This is a genomic window from Brevibacillus dissolubilis (assembly GCF_006170445.1).
Taxonomy (GTDB): domain Bacteria; phylum Bacillota; class Bacilli; order Brevibacillales; family Brevibacillaceae; genus Brevibacillus_B; species Brevibacillus_B dissolubilis.
In genome coordinates, this window is the sequence record NZ_VCNA01000004.1 from 1 (window position 1) to 13,552 (window position 13,552).

Annotated in this window: 15 protein-coding genes and 26 tRNA genes; 6 read left to right on the forward strand and 35 right to left on the reverse strand. The window is 50.5% G+C overall.

Annotation, left to right across the window (positions count from 1 at the left end; all coding sequences use genetic code 11):
- Window positions 1-46: 46 nt before the first annotated feature.
- From FGI41_RS08985 to FGI41_RS09140, 32 genes are all read right to left on the reverse strand, one after another.
- A tRNA-Met gene (locus FGI41_RS08985) sits at window positions 47-120 on the reverse strand.
- 10 nt (window positions 121-130) lie between these two features.
- Window positions 131-206 (reverse strand) — tRNA-Val (locus FGI41_RS08990).
- Between the two features lie 5 nt (window positions 207-211).
- Window positions 212-288, reverse strand: a tRNA-Glu gene (locus FGI41_RS08995).
- Window positions 289-300: 12 nt separating this feature from the next.
- Window positions 301-376, reverse strand: a tRNA-Thr gene (locus tag FGI41_RS09000).
- 21 nt (window positions 377-397) lie between these two features.
- Window positions 398-473, reverse strand: a tRNA-Ala gene (locus tag FGI41_RS09005).
- 336 nt (window positions 474-809) lie between these two features.
- Window positions 810-885 (reverse strand) — tRNA-Gly (locus FGI41_RS09010).
- Between the two features lie 6 nt (window positions 886-891).
- Window positions 892-968, reverse strand: a tRNA-Glu gene (locus FGI41_RS09015).
- An 18-nt stretch (window positions 969-986) separates the two neighbouring features.
- Window positions 987-1,079 (reverse strand) — tRNA-Ser (locus tag FGI41_RS09020).
- A gap of 8 nt (window positions 1,080-1,087) precedes the next feature.
- Window positions 1,088-1,162 (reverse strand) — tRNA-Asn (locus tag FGI41_RS09025).
- A gap of 15 nt (window positions 1,163-1,177) precedes the next feature.
- Window positions 1,178-1,253: transfer RNA gene (locus tag FGI41_RS09030), tRNA-Ala, on the reverse strand.
- Between the two features lie 33 nt (window positions 1,254-1,286).
- Window positions 1,287-1,363 (reverse strand) — tRNA-Ile (locus tag FGI41_RS09035).
- An 18-nt stretch (window positions 1,364-1,381) separates the two neighbouring features.
- A tRNA-Leu gene (locus FGI41_RS09040) sits at window positions 1,382-1,466 on the reverse strand.
- Between the two features lie 22 nt (window positions 1,467-1,488).
- Window positions 1,489-1,565: transfer RNA gene (locus tag FGI41_RS09045), tRNA-Pro, on the reverse strand.
- Between the two features lie 15 nt (window positions 1,566-1,580).
- Window positions 1,581-1,657, reverse strand: a tRNA-Arg gene (locus tag FGI41_RS09050).
- A gap of 6 nt (window positions 1,658-1,663) precedes the next feature.
- Window positions 1,664-1,739: transfer RNA gene (locus FGI41_RS09055), tRNA-Gly, on the reverse strand.
- Window positions 1,740-1,746: 7 nt separating this feature from the next.
- Window positions 1,747-1,823 (reverse strand) — tRNA-Glu (locus FGI41_RS09060).
- Between the two features lie 241 nt (window positions 1,824-2,064).
- A complete protein-coding gene (locus FGI41_RS09065; RefSeq protein WP_139489738.1) occupies window positions 2,065-3,243 on the reverse strand; it encodes a glycine C-acetyltransferase in 1,179 nt (392 codons plus the stop codon).
- A 178-nt stretch (window positions 3,244-3,421) separates the two neighbouring features.
- Window positions 3,422-3,497 (reverse strand) — tRNA-Thr (locus FGI41_RS09070).
- 7 nt (window positions 3,498-3,504) lie between these two features.
- A tRNA-Asn gene (locus FGI41_RS09075) sits at window positions 3,505-3,579 on the reverse strand.
- Between the two features lie 15 nt (window positions 3,580-3,594).
- Window positions 3,595-3,670: transfer RNA gene (locus tag FGI41_RS09080), tRNA-Ala, on the reverse strand.
- Window positions 3,671-3,886: 216 nt separating this feature from the next.
- Complete coding sequence (locus FGI41_RS09085; RefSeq protein WP_139490172.1) at window positions 3,887-4,351, reverse strand: ArsI/CadI family heavy metal resistance metalloenzyme; 465 nt, start codon at window positions 4,349-4,351, stop codon at window positions 3,887-3,889.
- Window positions 4,352-4,427: 76 nt separating this feature from the next.
- On the reverse strand, window positions 4,428-4,886 hold the full coding sequence (locus tag FGI41_RS09090) for a MarR family winged helix-turn-helix transcriptional regulator (protein ID WP_139489740.1): 459 nt from the start codon (window positions 4,884-4,886) through the stop codon (window positions 4,428-4,430).
- Window positions 4,887-5,018: 132 nt separating this feature from the next.
- Window positions 5,019-5,441 carry an arsenate reductase (thioredoxin) gene (gene arsC, locus FGI41_RS09095; RefSeq protein WP_139489742.1) on the reverse strand — a complete coding sequence of 141 codons (423 nt, stop codon included), beginning with the start codon at window positions 5,439-5,441 and terminating at the stop codon, window positions 5,019-5,021.
- Window positions 5,442-5,477: 36 nt separating this feature from the next.
- Window positions 5,478-6,770 (reverse strand): arsenic transporter, encoded by a 1,293-nt coding sequence (locus FGI41_RS09100; RefSeq protein ID WP_438358018.1) that lies wholly within the window; start codon window positions 6,768-6,770, stop codon window positions 5,478-5,480.
- A 42-nt stretch (window positions 6,771-6,812) separates the two neighbouring features.
- The gene (locus tag FGI41_RS09105) at window positions 6,813-7,199 is read right to left on the reverse strand and encodes an ArsR/SmtB family transcription factor (protein ID WP_255298394.1); all 387 of its coding nucleotides are present in this window, start codon (window positions 7,197-7,199) and stop codon (window positions 6,813-6,815) included.
- 166 nt (window positions 7,200-7,365) lie between these two features.
- Window positions 7,366-7,452 (reverse strand) — tRNA-Leu (locus FGI41_RS09110).
- 13 nt (window positions 7,453-7,465) lie between these two features.
- Window positions 7,466-7,550, reverse strand: a tRNA-Leu gene (locus tag FGI41_RS09115).
- A 15-nt stretch (window positions 7,551-7,565) separates the two neighbouring features.
- A tRNA-Arg gene (locus FGI41_RS09120) sits at window positions 7,566-7,642 on the reverse strand.
- A gap of 18 nt (window positions 7,643-7,660) precedes the next feature.
- Window positions 7,661-7,736 (reverse strand) — tRNA-Gly (locus tag FGI41_RS09125).
- 4 nt (window positions 7,737-7,740) lie between these two features.
- Window positions 7,741-7,817 (reverse strand) — tRNA-Asp (locus FGI41_RS09130).
- 113 nt (window positions 7,818-7,930) lie between these two features.
- Window positions 7,931-8,004, reverse strand: a tRNA-Met gene (locus FGI41_RS09135).
- 17 nt (window positions 8,005-8,021) lie between these two features.
- A tRNA-Thr gene (locus FGI41_RS09140) sits at window positions 8,022-8,097 on the reverse strand.
- Window positions 8,098-8,407: 310 nt separating this feature from the next.
- On the opposite strand from FGI41_RS09140, the gene FGI41_RS24855 reads away from it, so the two are divergent.
- Window positions 8,408-8,575: a hypothetical protein gene (locus FGI41_RS24855; protein ID WP_176560197.1), complete on the forward strand. Its 168-nt coding sequence runs from the start codon at window positions 8,408-8,410 to the stop codon at window positions 8,573-8,575.
- A gap of 80 nt (window positions 8,576-8,655) precedes the next feature.
- On the opposite strand, the gene FGI41_RS09145 is transcribed toward FGI41_RS24855, so the two are convergent.
- Entirely contained in the window at window positions 8,656-9,201 is a 546-nt protein-coding gene (locus tag FGI41_RS09145) for a flavodoxin family protein (protein WP_139489745.1), read from the reverse strand.
- Window positions 9,202-9,260: 59 nt separating this feature from the next.
- Window positions 9,261-9,719 (reverse strand): DinB family protein, encoded by a 459-nt coding sequence (locus FGI41_RS09150; protein ID WP_139489747.1) that lies wholly within the window; start codon window positions 9,717-9,719, stop codon window positions 9,261-9,263.
- 143 nt (window positions 9,720-9,862) lie between these two features.
- On the opposite strand from FGI41_RS09150, the gene FGI41_RS24860 reads away from it, so the two are divergent.
- A complete protein-coding gene (locus tag FGI41_RS24860; RefSeq protein ID WP_176560198.1) occupies window positions 9,863-10,024 on the forward strand; it encodes a hypothetical protein in 162 nt (53 codons plus the stop codon).
- Between the two features lie 102 nt (window positions 10,025-10,126).
- Here the strand turns inward: FGI41_RS24860 and FGI41_RS09155 are convergent, their stop codons facing one another.
- Complete coding sequence (locus FGI41_RS09155) at window positions 10,127-10,690, reverse strand: hypothetical protein (RefSeq protein WP_139489748.1); 564 nt, start codon at window positions 10,688-10,690, stop codon at window positions 10,127-10,129.
- Window positions 10,691-10,845: 155 nt separating this feature from the next.
- Between FGI41_RS09155 and FGI41_RS09160 the strand changes: the two genes are divergently transcribed.
- The 4 genes from FGI41_RS09160 (at window position 10,846) to FGI41_RS09175 (ending at window position 13,538) form a co-directional block, all read left to right on the forward strand.
- Complete coding sequence (locus FGI41_RS09160; RefSeq protein WP_139489749.1) at window positions 10,846-11,061, forward strand: hypothetical protein; 216 nt, start codon at window positions 10,846-10,848, stop codon at window positions 11,059-11,061.
- Between the two features lie 210 nt (window positions 11,062-11,271).
- The gene (locus FGI41_RS09165) at window positions 11,272-12,432 is read left to right on the forward strand and encodes a C40 family peptidase (protein WP_139489751.1); all 1,161 of its coding nucleotides are present in this window, start codon (window positions 11,272-11,274) and stop codon (window positions 12,430-12,432) included.
- A gap of 267 nt (window positions 12,433-12,699) precedes the next feature.
- Complete coding sequence (locus FGI41_RS09170) at window positions 12,700-12,954, forward strand: spore coat protein CotJB (RefSeq protein WP_139489753.1); 255 nt, start codon at window positions 12,700-12,702, stop codon at window positions 12,952-12,954.
- 11 nt (window positions 12,955-12,965) lie between these two features.
- Window positions 12,966-13,538 carry a manganese catalase family protein gene (locus FGI41_RS09175; protein WP_139489755.1) on the forward strand — a complete coding sequence of 191 codons (573 nt, stop codon included), beginning with the start codon at window positions 12,966-12,968 and terminating at the stop codon, window positions 13,536-13,538.
- Window positions 13,539-13,552: the final 14 nt, after the last annotated feature.

Here is a 13,552-nt window from a genome sequence, read left to right on the forward strand (position 1 = left end):
CCTGATCGAAGAAGACTAAGCGACGTAGTTCAGGTAAGTAATTAAGTTGCGGGAGCAGGATTTGAACCTGCGACCTTCGGGTTATGAGCCCGACGAGCTACCGAGCTGCTCCATCCCGCGTCAATATAAATGGTGGAGGCTGACGAGATCGAACCGCCGACCCTCTGCTTGTAAGGCAGATGCTCTCCCAGCTGAGCTAAGCCTCCATACGTGGTGACCCGTAGGGGATTCGAACCCCTGAATGACAGCGTGAAAGGCTGCTGTGTTAAACCGCTTCACCAACGGGCCAGGTGATGTAAATGGTGCTCCCGACAGGAATCGAACCTGCGACCTCTTCCTTACCATGGAAACGCTCTACCGACTGAGCTACAGGAGCATCATTTTAAATGAGTAGGAATGGTGGAGCTGAACGGGATCGAACCGATGACCTCCTGCTTGCAAGGCAGGCGCTCTCCCAACTGAGCTACAGCCCCATTTTTTCAAATGGTTTTTATTACTTTCGAACCAAGTCTTTCGAACTAGTTCGTTTAACAAGAACGTTATCTACTCTATCATATCGTTATTCACTTTGCAAGTATTAATTTTCGGAAGTTAGCAACGTGATTATTCACTCACTGAATCAAAAAATCATACTTTACAGCGTTCTCTCAGGAACGTTATTTAATCTATCACACATCTCCGGATAAATCAAGTGAATATTTTTACTTTTTTTCAAGGTGAGTGAACACCTGTTTCAGGCGATAATAATACCCTTGCTGCTGGCGTACATTCGCCGTACAAGGGCTACAAGTGTACCTTACTAAAAGGGTTGGAGCGGACGAAGGGTCTCGAACCCTCGACCTTCGCCTTGGCAAGGCGACGCTCTACCAATTGAGCTACGTCCGCATATGATGGTGACCCGTAGGGGATTCGAACCCCTGAATGACAGCGTGAAAGGCTGCTGTGTTAAACCGCTTCACCAACGGGCCATTCCTAAAAGGTTAAGATGGCGGACAGGGTGGGATTTGAACCCACGAGACGGTTCGACACCGCCTACACGATTTCCAATCGTGCTCCTTCGGCCACTCGGACACCTGTCCATCTTAAATGGCTCCTCAGGACGGACTCGAACCGCCAGCCTACCGGTTAACAGCCGGTTGCTCCACCATTGAGCTACTGAGGAACATTACTATAAAATTGGTGGAGCTGAACGGGATCGAACCGATGACCTCCTGCTTGCAAGGCAGGCGCTCTCCCAACTGAGCTACAGCCCCATTTTCATCAAATGGTTGTTACTATTATATAGGTGGTGGGCCTAGGCTGACTCGAACAGCCGACCTCACGCTTATCAGGCGTGCGCTCTAACCAACTGAGCTATAGGCCCATTTTTGTAAAATAATATTGGTGCGGTCGGTGAGACTCGAACTCACACGGGTCGCCCCGCCACCCCCTCAAGATGGTGCGTCTGCCAATTCCGCCACGACCGCATACTATATTGTTTATAAATCATGGTCGGGAAGACAGGATTCGAACCTGCGACCCCTTGGTCCCAAGCCAAGTACTCTACCAAGCTGAGCTACTTCCCGACTATTTTGTAATAATGGCGTGCCCTGAGAGATTCGAACTCCCGACCTTTTGATTCGTAGTCAAACGCTCTATCCGGCTGAGCTAAGGGCACATCTGTTGGAGCGGACGAAGGGTCTCGAACCCTCGACCTTCGCCTTGGCAAGGCGACGCTCTACCAATTGAGCTACGTCCGCATATGAATGGTGACCCGTAGGGGATTCGAACCCCTGAATGACAGCGTGAAAGGCTGCTGTGTTAAACCGCTTCACCAACGGGCCATCTTGTCATGTCGTCATCGACAATTAATAATCTAGCATATCTCCAAAGTGAAAATCAACACTTAATTTTTACCAGATACGTTCGTGTTCATTGCGCTGACGGAATCTTAATTTATCATGTGCGCCAGGCAAAATCAACTGGATGATTCTAGGAAATAAGAGACACCCGGACCTAGTCAAAACCCCAGTACGATCAAGTGTCTCCCTCTCTTCTGCTCACATTTTGTGTTCTCTTTACCCTCTATGTAACAATCTTTAAGTCTTTTCCGATTCTCTCAAAAATCTTGAGAGCCTGTTCCATTTCTTCGTGTGAATGAGCTGCGGTGATAATCACCCGGATTCTCGCTTCGCCGAGTGCTACGGTGGGAAATGCTACACTTTTGCACATCAGTCCGGCTTCATACAAGTGGTCGGCAAACCGACTTGCCAGTTTAGCATCGCCTACCATCACAGGTATAATCGGTGACTCACTCTTCCCCGTGTCAAAACCAAGCTCCTTTAGACCATTGCGGAAAAAACGTGTATTGTCCCATAAGCGCTCCAGGATTTCCGGTTCGTCCATCACCACGTCCAATGCAGCCATACAGGCCGCCGTCGTACTAGGTGGATGGGCGGTACTGTAAATAAACGAATTCGCATGTTGCATGAGGTAGTCACAGACAATTTTGCTGCTGGCTACGAAGCCTCCCATGACCCCGAATGCTTTTGAGAAAGTTCCCACTTGAATATGAACACGGTCATGCAGACCAAAATGATCTACGGTTCCCCGGCCATTTTCGCCAAACACACCATTGGAATGCGAATCATCCACGATCAGGATGGCATTGTATTTTTCGACCAGATCAACAATCTCAGGAAGCGGTGCAATATCTCCGTCCATGGAAAAAACACCATCGGTCACGACAATTCGCTGGCGGTAATTCTGGGATTCTGCCAATGCCCGTTCCAGATCCTCCATATCATTGTGATTGTAGGAACGCATTTCTGCCTTGGACAGGCGGATTCCTTCTAAAATGGAAATATGGTTGTAGGCGTCCGAGAGCACGATATCCCCTTTGTCCGGGATCGAACTCATCACCCCGAGATTGGTCGTGTAGCCTGCGGAGAAGACGACAGCGGCTTCCGTTTTTTTGAATGCAGCCAGCTTTTGTTCCAATGCTTGGGTACGGTCAAATGTACCGGCCATCACGCGTACTCCGCCTGCTCCTGCGCCTGCTTCTTCCAATGCTTTTCTGGCTGCCTCACGGACGCGTGGATGTGAGGTGAGTCCCAGGTAGTTATTGGCGGAAAGCTGAATCAACTCACGTCCTTCCACCATGATCCGGGTTCCCTGCGCCCCTTCAATCGGTATGATTTTATGATCGAGACAACGTCTTTCAAGCTGGCGAACCTTTTTTTCCAAATGCTCTAATACGGCCACAAGTAACCCTCCACAAGATATTGGAATATTTTTATATGAAATACAGAAACTATTCTATCATTGCGCCCTCTTACTTTAAATAGTAAATATGTTTTATAAAGGTTAAACAACCCGTCTGTATATAACAAAAAAAGCCTTTGACTCATGTCAAAGACTCTGATCTCGTATGTATAGTGGATGGTGCTCCCGACAGGAATCGAACCTGCGACCTCTTCCTTACCATGGAAACGCTCTACCGACTGAGCTACAGGAGCATAAAAATGGCTCCTCAGGACGGACTCGAACCGCCAGCCTACCGGTTAACAGCCGGTTGCTCCACCATTGAGCTACTGAGGAACACTACTATAAAATTGGTGGAGCTGAACGGGATCGAACCGATGACCTCCTGCTTGCAAGGCAGGCGCTCTCCCAACTGAGCTACAGCCCCATCTTTCGGACTTGTCCACTCAAGAACGTATGATGTTCTCGTGACTGATATTAATTTAACACACACATGTGAGGGAAATCAAGTGGTCATCCCCGGAAAAATAAATGAAAATAAAGTAAGAAAAAGCCCGCTTGGTCATGGGCTTTTTCCTTGCTCAATAAGGTCTGTAAGTTCTTGCCGGGATCTGTCGTTGCAGAGTCCTAAAATCACAGCGGATCAGCATGAGCAGGAGCCTGATGTAGTTTTTGCTGTATCATCGGCTGGGGCGGAACAGCACACATCGGAGAATGCGGCTTGGTCAGCGGACTCAAACTCGGAATTGGCTTTGGTGTAGAAGATCTCCCATGGGTTGCCTTCCGGGTCGCGTACCCAGATTTTATCTTGGACAGCGTAGCAGCAGGTGGTGTTCATCTCATCGAGGGAGACGAGCCCGGCTTCTCGCAGGCGTTTTTTGGTGGCAAGGACTGCTTCTGTATCTTTTACCTGGAAGCCGAAGTGGTTGATGACGCCTGAGCCTTGCTGATAAGGACGGACATTGAGGGCAAAATGGAGACCTGGTTCATCCAGTTCAAACTTGGCATAGTCCTCTTTTACTTTGGTAGGCTCGGCGTTGAAGAGCTTGCGGTAAAAGTCAAGGGATGCCTCTAGGTTGTTTACATTGATCGCTACGTGCATTTTCATCATGTCTGATCGACTCCTTTTCATTTTGAAATAATTGATATTTGCAAGTATATGTGGGATAAAATCCTCCTACGGGTTACATAGGAGGCGTACAGCAACTAGGGCTTTGGCTCATCGCGGTGCTGATGAGCTGGAGACTTTCCAGAACTTGTTGGCGCTTATCCTCAGGGATGCGGACGAGGATACTCTCAACGTACTCCTGCATCTGCCGGGCGATGATGTCATGCTGTCTCTCCCCTTCTTCGGTGAGGGCCAGCGTGACATAGCGGCGGTCCTTGGGATCTTGCAGGCGGCTTACCCAGCCAAGCTCGACCAGACTGTTGACCTGACGGCTTAGCGTGCTGGTATCCGTGGAGAGAATCTGAGCAAGGTCGTTGAGCGACAGATTAGGACGCTTGTGCAGTTCGTACAGGACGTGGCTCTGGATGACAGAGATGCCACAGCATTGGGCACCGTCCTTTTGCAGGATACCGAACCGTCTGACTAAGAGCTGGAAAATTTCTCTGACATTCACGTATGCTGGAAGTTCTTTCATGTTTATCACCTGAGTTCATCTTACCTTATTCACTTGTATTTTGCAACTATTAATCAGTGAGATTATTTCAAATCGCAAAAAAGAAGGAACTTCTCCCCTTTTTAGGTCAAAGTCCCTTGCTGATGTGATTGATTATTTACCTTCTGCTAAAAACTGTTCAATCCGTGTCTTGATTGAATCGCGGACGGTTCGAAACGAGGTCATGATCTCCTCTTCCGTGCCTGTGGCTTTGGCTGGATCATCGAAGCCCCAGTGCCATTTGACCGCGTTCGGGTTAGAGATGGCCGGGCAATGCTCGTCGGCGTGGCCGCAGAGGGTGATGATGTAGTCTGCACGGTTTAGGGTATCTTGGTCGATGACATCAGAGGTGTGGCTGGTGATATCGACGCCCGCTTCCTGCATGACTTGGACGGCACGCGGATTGAGGCCGTGCGCTTCGAGACCGGCGCTTTTCACTTCGTATCGGTCGCTGCCGAGTGCTTTGAGGAAACCGTCAGCGATTTGACTGCGGCAAGAGTTGCCGGTACAGAGGAAATAGACGAGCTTTTTATCCATGGTGATGGTTCTCTCCTTTTTGCTTAGGTGTGATGGTTAAGCGATCAGCAGGAGCCAGAGGTAAAGTCCAGCCAGCGTGATGAACAGGGTGGGTACGGTGAGCAGCGTTCCTACTTTGAAGTAATAGCCCCAGGTGATGCGGACGTTTTTGCGGGACAGGATGTGAAGCCACAGGAGCGTGGCCAGAGAGCCGATCGGGGTGATCTTCGGTCCGAGGTCGCAACCGATGACATTGGCGTAGATCAGGGCTTCACGGATAGCCTCCGAGGTCTCAGTCCCATGAATAGCAAGCGCGCCAATCATCACGGACGGCAGGTTGTTCATGATGGATGAGAGGATCGCAGACAAGAAGCCCATCCCCATCGTCGCCGCGAACAGACCCTGTTGCGAAAAGGCTTGAATGACTTGTCCCAGCATATCGGTCAAGCCAACATTACGCAGACCGTAGACGACGACATACATCCCGATGGAAAAGATAACAATGGTCCAAGGCGCTTCTTTAAGTACTTTTTTGGTCTGGATCACCTCGCTGTTCTGTGCGGCAATCACGAACAGGATCGCCACGAGTCCAGCGATAAAGGAAACCGGTACACGGATCAGCTCGCTGATGAGATAACCGACGAGGAGCACGCCGAGAACCAGCCAGGATATACGGAACAGACGCATGTCTTTGATCGCTTCGCGAGGCTGTTTCAGTTGGGACTGCTCGTAGTTGGCTGGAATGGATTTGCGGAAAAACAGATACAGAACAAGCAGACTGGCTCCGAGCGCGAACAGATTCGGTACAATCATGCGACTTGCATATTCGACGAACCCGATTCCAAAATAGTCGGCGGAGACGATATTGACCAGGTTGCTGACGATCAGCGGCAGGGATGTGGTATCGGCAATAAAGCCGCTTGCCATGATAAACGGAACTATCATTTTTTCTTCGAGCTTGAGCGCACGCACCTGGGCCAGTACGATCGGCGTCAGGATCAGGGCCGCACCGTCGTTGGCGAAAAAGGCGGAGACGATCGCTCCTAGCAGGATGACATAGACGAACATCAGCCGCCCATTCCCCTTGGCTAAGCGTGCCACATGCAACGCCGACCATTCAAAAAAGCCGATTTCATCCAAGATCAGAGAAATGATAATCAACGCAACAAAGGTCAATGTCGCATTCCAGACGATCCCTGTCACGTCCCAGACATCCTGAACGGAGACTACGCTGAAAGCCAGCGCCAAAAGAGCCCCACCCGTAGCCGACCAGCCGATCGATAAGCCCTTTGGCTGCCAGATGACAAATAATATCGTTACTGCAAAAATTCCAAAAGCAATCCAAGTCATCATTCTTACGGTTCCTACCCTTCCTTATGTTCAATCATATGCCTAACTGTCACAGGATACACGCATCCCTCGTCTGTTCAGATCCTCGATGAGCGGCCCCACATCCGGCACATGGCGCAACAATTCGGCTACATATGGCTTATCCTCTATTTGGAGAGAGTAGAAGACCCAGTTTTTCTTCTTGGTTTCTTTGACCAGCCCGTAGGATTTCATCTTGCGAAGATTCTGTGAGACAGTCGGCTGGGACAGCTGCAGGATCTCGACCAGCTCGCAGACACACATCTCCCCGTGCTGTAACAGAGCAAGCGTGAGCATCCGGTTGCGGTCGGCGACCAGCTTCAAGACCTCTGACATGCGCTCCATCTGTTCCAATTGAACGGTCATCCCCGGTTGCTCCGGGTACGTAGAAGGTTGGTCAGCTTCGTTCATCCCGTATCACCTCCATATCTATATAACAATAATGCAATATAACTATATTGATTGATGGTTGATCCGTCAACGAGTTCAGGTCACTCTTCACATAATCTTAACAAAACAAAAAAGCCCTTGACTCTGTCCGTCTCCGAACAAAATCAAAGGCTCCGTCTGTTATGTATGGTGCGAATGAAGGGACTTGAACCCCCACGGTGTTGCCACCACTAGTACCTGAAACTAGCGCGTCTGCCAATTCCGCCACACTCGCACGTGTGTAGATATGGTGCGGTCGGTGAGACTCGAACTCACACGGGTCGCCCCGCCACCCCCTCAAGATGGTGCGTCTGCCAATTCCGCCACGACCGCATATTGGATTGTAAATGGCGTGCCCTGAGAGATTCGAACTCCCGACCTTTTGATTCGTAGTCAAACACTCTATCCGGCTGAGCTAAGGGCACTTATTATTATAGAAGAAATGGAGCGGACGAAGGGTCTCGAACCCTCGACCTTCGCCTTGGCAAGGCGACGCTCTACCAATTGAGCTACGTCCGCATAATGGCGGAGCTGACGGGACTCGAACCCGCGACCTCCGGTGTGACAGACCGGCGTGAACTCCAACTTCACCACAGCTCCATGAATGGTTGATCGCGACTTAGTGCGAACATCGTTTGGTTGCCCCCTACGGGGACTCCGTATTTTACCTGATCGAAGAAGACTAAGCGACGTAGTTCAGGTAAGTAATTAAGTTGCGGGAGCAGGATTTGAACCTGCGACCTTCGGGTTATGAGCCCGACGAGCTACCGAGCTGCTCCATCCCGCGTCAATATGAATGATACATGGTGCTCCCGACAGGAATCGAACCTGCGACCTCTTCCTTACCATGGAAACGCTCTACCGACTGAGCTACAGGAGCATCTTATGAGAATCGGCTTGCGATGGTGTATGTCCATCGTGTTGCCCGGAACTTTAATCTAACACATTTCGTCCAGCGATTGCAAGGGGTAATTTGTGGAAGATACTTCAACAAGCAGGTGAACCTTGGTTCATACTGTCTCCGTGTGTTCCTGTCCGCTTGGGACGAGTATTAATCTATCATAGTCTCTCCCTACATTGCAACACCAATTTTCGGCATTATTGAACATCCTTGCAACAACTGCCTTGAATCCCACAGGATATGCCCTCTTCGCCCGGCACACATTAGGATGGCAGGGAGGTGATACGACATGGCTAGACGCAGACGCGCAGGATTGACTGCAAATCAGGCGGCACAAGCGATTCAACGCACCTCGGTGAATGAATTCGCGGCAGCTGAGACAACCTCGGCAGAGGCTCGACAACAAAACCAAATGTTCTCCACTTGCTCTCAAGATGCTTGTGGTCGTGAGAAGTAAGTAAAGCCATCCATGTAGATCCAGCAAGCCCCCATAATGGCGTGGGGGCTTTTTGCTGTAACCCGTTTTACAATACCTGCTTATAAAGACCCACGTAATCGGTGATTCAACCACTTTGCCTCTGATACGGCTCGTTCGTCCTGTAAAACGTCCCCCGGCTGGTTCCCTTCTCCTATGATGTATCCAGCAAAATTCATCCCCATGAAACGGAAAATATGCTGGAACTGTTGCACCAGCGGAAGGCCGGTCACTCTCGGATGGTCACCGCCTGTGATGACGACGTACACCTGTTTTTTACTCATTTCTTCTTTGAAATGGTAACGCTTGTCCCGCAGGCTTTGGGACCAGCGATCCACAAAGTCTTTCATCGGGCCTGACATGCCATACCAGTAGAGTGGCGTGGAAAAGATGAGAACATCATGGCGCATCATCTCCTCGACAATCGCGTCATAATCATCGTCCACTGGTCGAAAGCCTTCCGGAGTGTGGCGCTGATCGGTGATGGGACGGATGTTTTTTTCACGCAAAATGATCTTGGTGCAGACAGTTCCTTCTAACAGCATATCGGTTAACTGTTCGGAGTTGCCGTTAGGACGGGAACTTGCATATAAGGCAAAAATGCTCATGATTTTCTCTCCTGTTCTTTTTTCTTGAATCAGCAATGAAGGGCTGAATACGTCTAAGCTTACAGCTGACGCCGAATCGCTGCCATCGCGCCGATATGGATTCCTTCATGAAAAACCGTACGAACCAGTACTTGTCCGACGGTATGCATGCCCAGTTCGGTCGCAGGAAACTCCTCGTCGAGACGGTTGGCGTAGGTTTCGCGGATGATTTGGATTTGGCCGGCCAGCAGCTCTTTTAGCTCATCTAAAGAGGGGGTATCGCTGGTGAAGTCGGCGGGGCTGGTCTGGTAATTGAACCAATCACGGTAGCCTTCCGGAATCGGGGCCGGTTCCTTGGTCAAATGTTGGAGCCATAGGAATTGGTCAAGGTAGATATGCCCGAGATTCCACCGGATGTTGTTGTTATACCCGGCTGGAATGATGTCTGCCTGCTCTGCGGTGACCCCCTCTACACATCCGAGGGTAGCTTTGCGGATGAATTCGAGTTGGTTGAAGAGGACTTCTTGGCTTGCGGACATGGTAGACACTCCTTTTTGGTGGAAAGTAAGTATATGTACCATTCGAAGCTGGGTTGGATTTTTCCTCTTTTTGGGAGATGATGTGCGGTATCCGGGGGAAGTGTCAAAGGGCAAACTAACTTGAAAACAAAGGAGGGATGGGCATGTCTGATGAGCACAAGCGGTACAATACCCGGCCTGAGATGGGATATGATGGTGGCAATATGCATGGCTATTCGATGCATAAGAAAGAGGGCAGCCTCAACAAGTATGCGGAAGAAGCCGCACAGGTAAAGCGTGAGGATGAGGAGCACGGAACGCCGTAATCACCGAGCAAAATGAATGGGCAAGGCCCCTGGCACGAAAATAACCCCCGACCAGTACAAGGTACGGGGGTTTTGGTCTGATCATGACGTGGAATCCCTCCCCTACCCGCTCTTGATTTGAAATACGACTCCGTTCAAAATGACATCGGACTGGTAGCACCCAAAAATCTTGATGTCTCCGCTCTCCTGCACCTCGACCACCCCGACCTGCAGATTCCCCTTGCTCCCGCATGTCACGCCAAACCGCTGTGTCTCCTCTGGTCTGTATCCCTCCGGCAACCGAAAAATCGTCGTCCCATCTTTCATCAGACCGTTCATAATACATCCCTTCAGCCGGACGAAGCCGAACTCATCACGCAAAAATCCGACGGGAGTGTCACTGTTGCTGTTTTGCCAGCCGTTGAGCAGCGTTGGGGTAAGCCAGTTATGCTGTTGTTTACGGGCGTATTGGGCGAGGTTGATCTGTATCATCTCCTCCTCCACTTTGGTATGCACCCATTGCTTGGCGAGGATCAGCAGTGCGGCCCCTGCGGCGGTGACGACAAAAGCGAGTACCGTCCAGACGGTAGTAACATTGAACTGGACGTTTTGCTGGACGAGATCGAGCATGTCTTTGAGTTGTTCGATTTGATTTGCCAGTTGTTGTAGTTGTGTGAGTGTAATCATTCTCATCCTCCCCTTTTTCTGGACAAATCCTGTACCTCCTCACGTTATTCAGCTTCGGTCGGTTTGGTAACGAATCAGGGGCGCACATATCGATGGAGTCAAGTATCGAGTCGAGCGGTTTTGTGATACCCTTGTAGTAAGGAGCGTGATCCTTCATGCAAAAAACGTTTTACTACATCGTTCCATGGAAGGTGGCTTCCGATTGCCGTACCGCTCTCTCTACGCTCGGTATTCCCTATTGGGTCGAAGCATCCTCCAAGCGTTTTCAGCTCAATGAGGGTGAGATCGCCCTTGTCTTTCCTGATTTGCCGGTGTGGGAGCTGGCCGCTGTGATGCAGTTGCTGGGCAGCGAGCCGCTGGATTATCCATAGAAGTGCTTCATTCCAATAATTACCTGCCAAGATGTACCTGCCATCCTGTACCCTTCATCCAGACAGCCGAGAGCGATGCCCGGCTGTTTTTTTCTGTTTTCTGACCAACACTCCAAAATGCCTCCCTCCCCCGCGAATAAAAAAATCCCGTTAATCCATCTTATAGGTAGCTTCGCCTAAACTGACGAGACTAAAGAAGGACGGGATAAGATGAACAGACGATTAGGTATTTTCCTCGCAGCTCTGCTCGTGTGCGGCGGATGTGCTCCAGGTCCGAATTCCGGTGCCAACCAGCAGTCTGCCCCGAACACGCAACAGAACGGGCAAGGCACAGCAGGTGTACAGACGCGTGGACAACAGCCGGGAATGCAGACACAGACGAATCAAGGCGTCGCCCCTCAGCAGCAGACCTCTACGCTCAACCAGACAGGCAGACAGAATCAATTCGCTCATCCAGGCAGCCAGCAGCATGTACTGGTCAATGAGCAAATCGGCGAGTTCACGCCACACGTCACAGACAACGAAGGTCAGATCCACAGCATGTCCATCGCTTCAACATCGGTGTCAGCTATAGCCGACCGTGTCATTGCAGCAGGAAAAAGCACCATCGGAAAAGCGGTCTACGACAACAATCGATACAGTGACGTGCCGACGTACCGGTTTGGCTGTGGCGGATTTGTTTACTTTGCCTTTAAAAAAGCGGGTATCGATCTGGCTACCATGCAGCCGAACTACCAGGTCAAGCTAGGTACCGCTGTAGCTAAAAGTGATCTGCAAAAAGGAGACATCGTCTTTTTTGACACGAATCGAAATGACGCAGACCCTGTAACCCACAATGGTATCTATATAGGAGATAACAAGATCATCCACATGGCAGACCCTGGCTTGAATGTCATCATCTCCGACCTGAGCGCCAAGGCATTCTACCGGGATAACTATGTGACAGCCAGACGGGTGATTCCGTCTTACCTGTCTCCTGCTACTGCTACTCGTAGTAAGGGTCAAGCCATCGCCGACTATGCAGACAGCCTGATCGGCCGGGCCAAATACGGCGGCAACACCAACGCCTCTACCCTTACCTTCTCCAACGCTGGGTTCATCCGCTATGTCTATCAGAAAAACGGAATCGACGTTGGAGCACTCGCAACCGATCAGATCAAAAAGGGAACAACGGTATCGCGCAACAGCCTGAAGCCGGGTGATCTGGTCTTCTTTAAAGGTGAAACAAGCGGTAACACCCCTGGAACCGTCGCCATCTACGCCGGGAACTACCGACTGATCCTCATGACCAACACAGGCGTCGAGAAGCGCGTGCTGTTCGTGGATTGGTATACGGATCATTATCTGACGGCAAGACGGGTCGTTTCGTAGCTGGTCAGCAGAGTGATTTCGCACGGAAGCTGGTTCGTGTGAATGACATCGGTTTCTGTTTAGTTGCAATGGAATATGAGTCGTGCAGATGAAAAAGAAGCGGATTTTGCCCGCTTCTTTTTTTGTTTGCCGTCTTATCGGTGACTCGATTCGGACTCGAGATATTTTCAACCAGACAAAATTTGTTGCATTAAACTTGTCAACCAATGACAAACACCCATCCTCCTGCATACGGTAAACCATACCCATTTTGTTAGGAGGAGCATCATGGAATATAGCGACACCCTTCGCAGACTGCAGGAAGTGGAATTCGGTCTGGTGGAGCTTCAGTTCTACCTGGATATCAATCCGGAAGACCAGCGTGCCATCCACCAATACAACTACCTGTCCGACGAGCTTCATCGCCTCAAACACCAGTACGAGTTAAAGCATGGCCCTCTCATGCAGTACGGTTTTTCCCAATCCCCTGCCAACCAATGGGCGTGGGTCAGTACTCCTTGGCCGTGGGAAATCGAATATTGAGGTGAAATTAGATGTGGATCTACGAAAAGAAATTGGAAATTCCTGTACGTGTAAGTAAGCCGGATCTTCAAATGGCGAAGTTCCTCATCACACAATATGGCGGGCCGGACGGGGAATTATCGGCTGCTCTCCGCTATCTCAACCAGCGCTACAGCATGCCAAACGAGCGGGCCAAAGCGTTGCTGACTGACATCGGGACGGAAGAGCTGGGTCACTTGGAGGTCATCGCGACCCTTGTCCATAAATTGGTGAAGGATGCCACCCCTGAGCAGATGCGAGCAGCCGGTCTTGGTTCACACTATGCCGACCATGATAAGGCGCTCTTTTATGTGGATGCAAACGGGGTTCCGTGGACGGCCGCTTACATCCAAGCCAAGGGCGACCCGATCGCTGACCTGTGCGAAGATATCGCTGCGGAGGAAAAAGCGCGGGCTACTTATCAATGGCTGATCAACCTGACCGACGATCCAGACGTGATCCAAGTACTGACATATCTGCGCGAGCGCGAAGTTGTTCACTCCCAGCGCTTCCGTGAGGCTCTCTATATTGTGGAGGAGTTTAACAATACGAAGCGGATTTTCTAGCTGAGTTTCTTTGG

Coding starts and splice junctions, on each gene's coding strand:
- FGI41_RS09150 (WP_139489747.1), bottom strand. CDS start 9,719: ATGTCCGCAAGCCAAGAAGTCCTCTTCAACCAACTCGAATTCATCCGC.
- FGI41_RS09100 (WP_438358018.1), bottom strand. CDS start 6,770: ATGACTTGGATTGCTTTTGGAATTTTTGCAGTAACGATATTATTTGTC.
- FGI41_RS09145 (WP_139489745.1), bottom strand. CDS start 9,201: ATGAGCATTTTTGCCTTATATGCAAGTTCCCGTCCTAACGGCAACTCC.
- FGI41_RS09175 (WP_139489755.1), top strand. CDS start 12,966: ATGTGGATCTACGAAAAGAAATTGGAAATTCCTGTACGTGTAAGTAAG.
- FGI41_RS24860 (WP_176560198.1), top strand. CDS start 9,863: ATGTCTGATGAGCACAAGCGGTACAATACCCGGCCTGAGATGGGATAT.
- FGI41_RS09160 (WP_139489749.1), top strand. CDS start 10,846: ATGCAAAAAACGTTTTACTACATCGTTCCATGGAAGGTGGCTTCCGAT.
- FGI41_RS24855 (WP_176560197.1), top strand. CDS start 8,408: ATGGCTAGACGCAGACGCGCAGGATTGACTGCAAATCAGGCGGCACAA.
- FGI41_RS09105 (WP_255298394.1), bottom strand. CDS start 7,199: ATGAACGAAGCTGACCAACCTTCTACGTACCCGGAGCAACCGGGGATG.
- FGI41_RS09165 (WP_139489751.1), top strand. CDS start 11,272: ATGAACAGACGATTAGGTATTTTCCTCGCAGCTCTGCTCGTGTGCGGC.
- arsC (WP_139489742.1), bottom strand. CDS start 5,441: ATGGATAAAAAGCTCGTCTATTTCCTCTGTACCGGCAACTCTTGCCGC.
- FGI41_RS09155 (WP_139489748.1), bottom strand. CDS start 10,690: ATGATTACACTCACACAACTACAACAACTGGCAAATCAAATCGAACAA.
- FGI41_RS09085 (WP_139490172.1), bottom strand. CDS start 4,351: ATGAAAATGCACGTAGCGATCAATGTAAACAACCTAGAGGCATCCCTT.
- FGI41_RS09170 (WP_139489753.1), top strand. CDS start 12,700: ATGGAATATAGCGACACCCTTCGCAGACTGCAGGAAGTGGAATTCGGT.
- FGI41_RS09090 (WP_139489740.1), bottom strand. CDS start 4,886: ATGAAAGAACTTCCAGCATACGTGAATGTCAGAGAAATTTTCCAGCTC.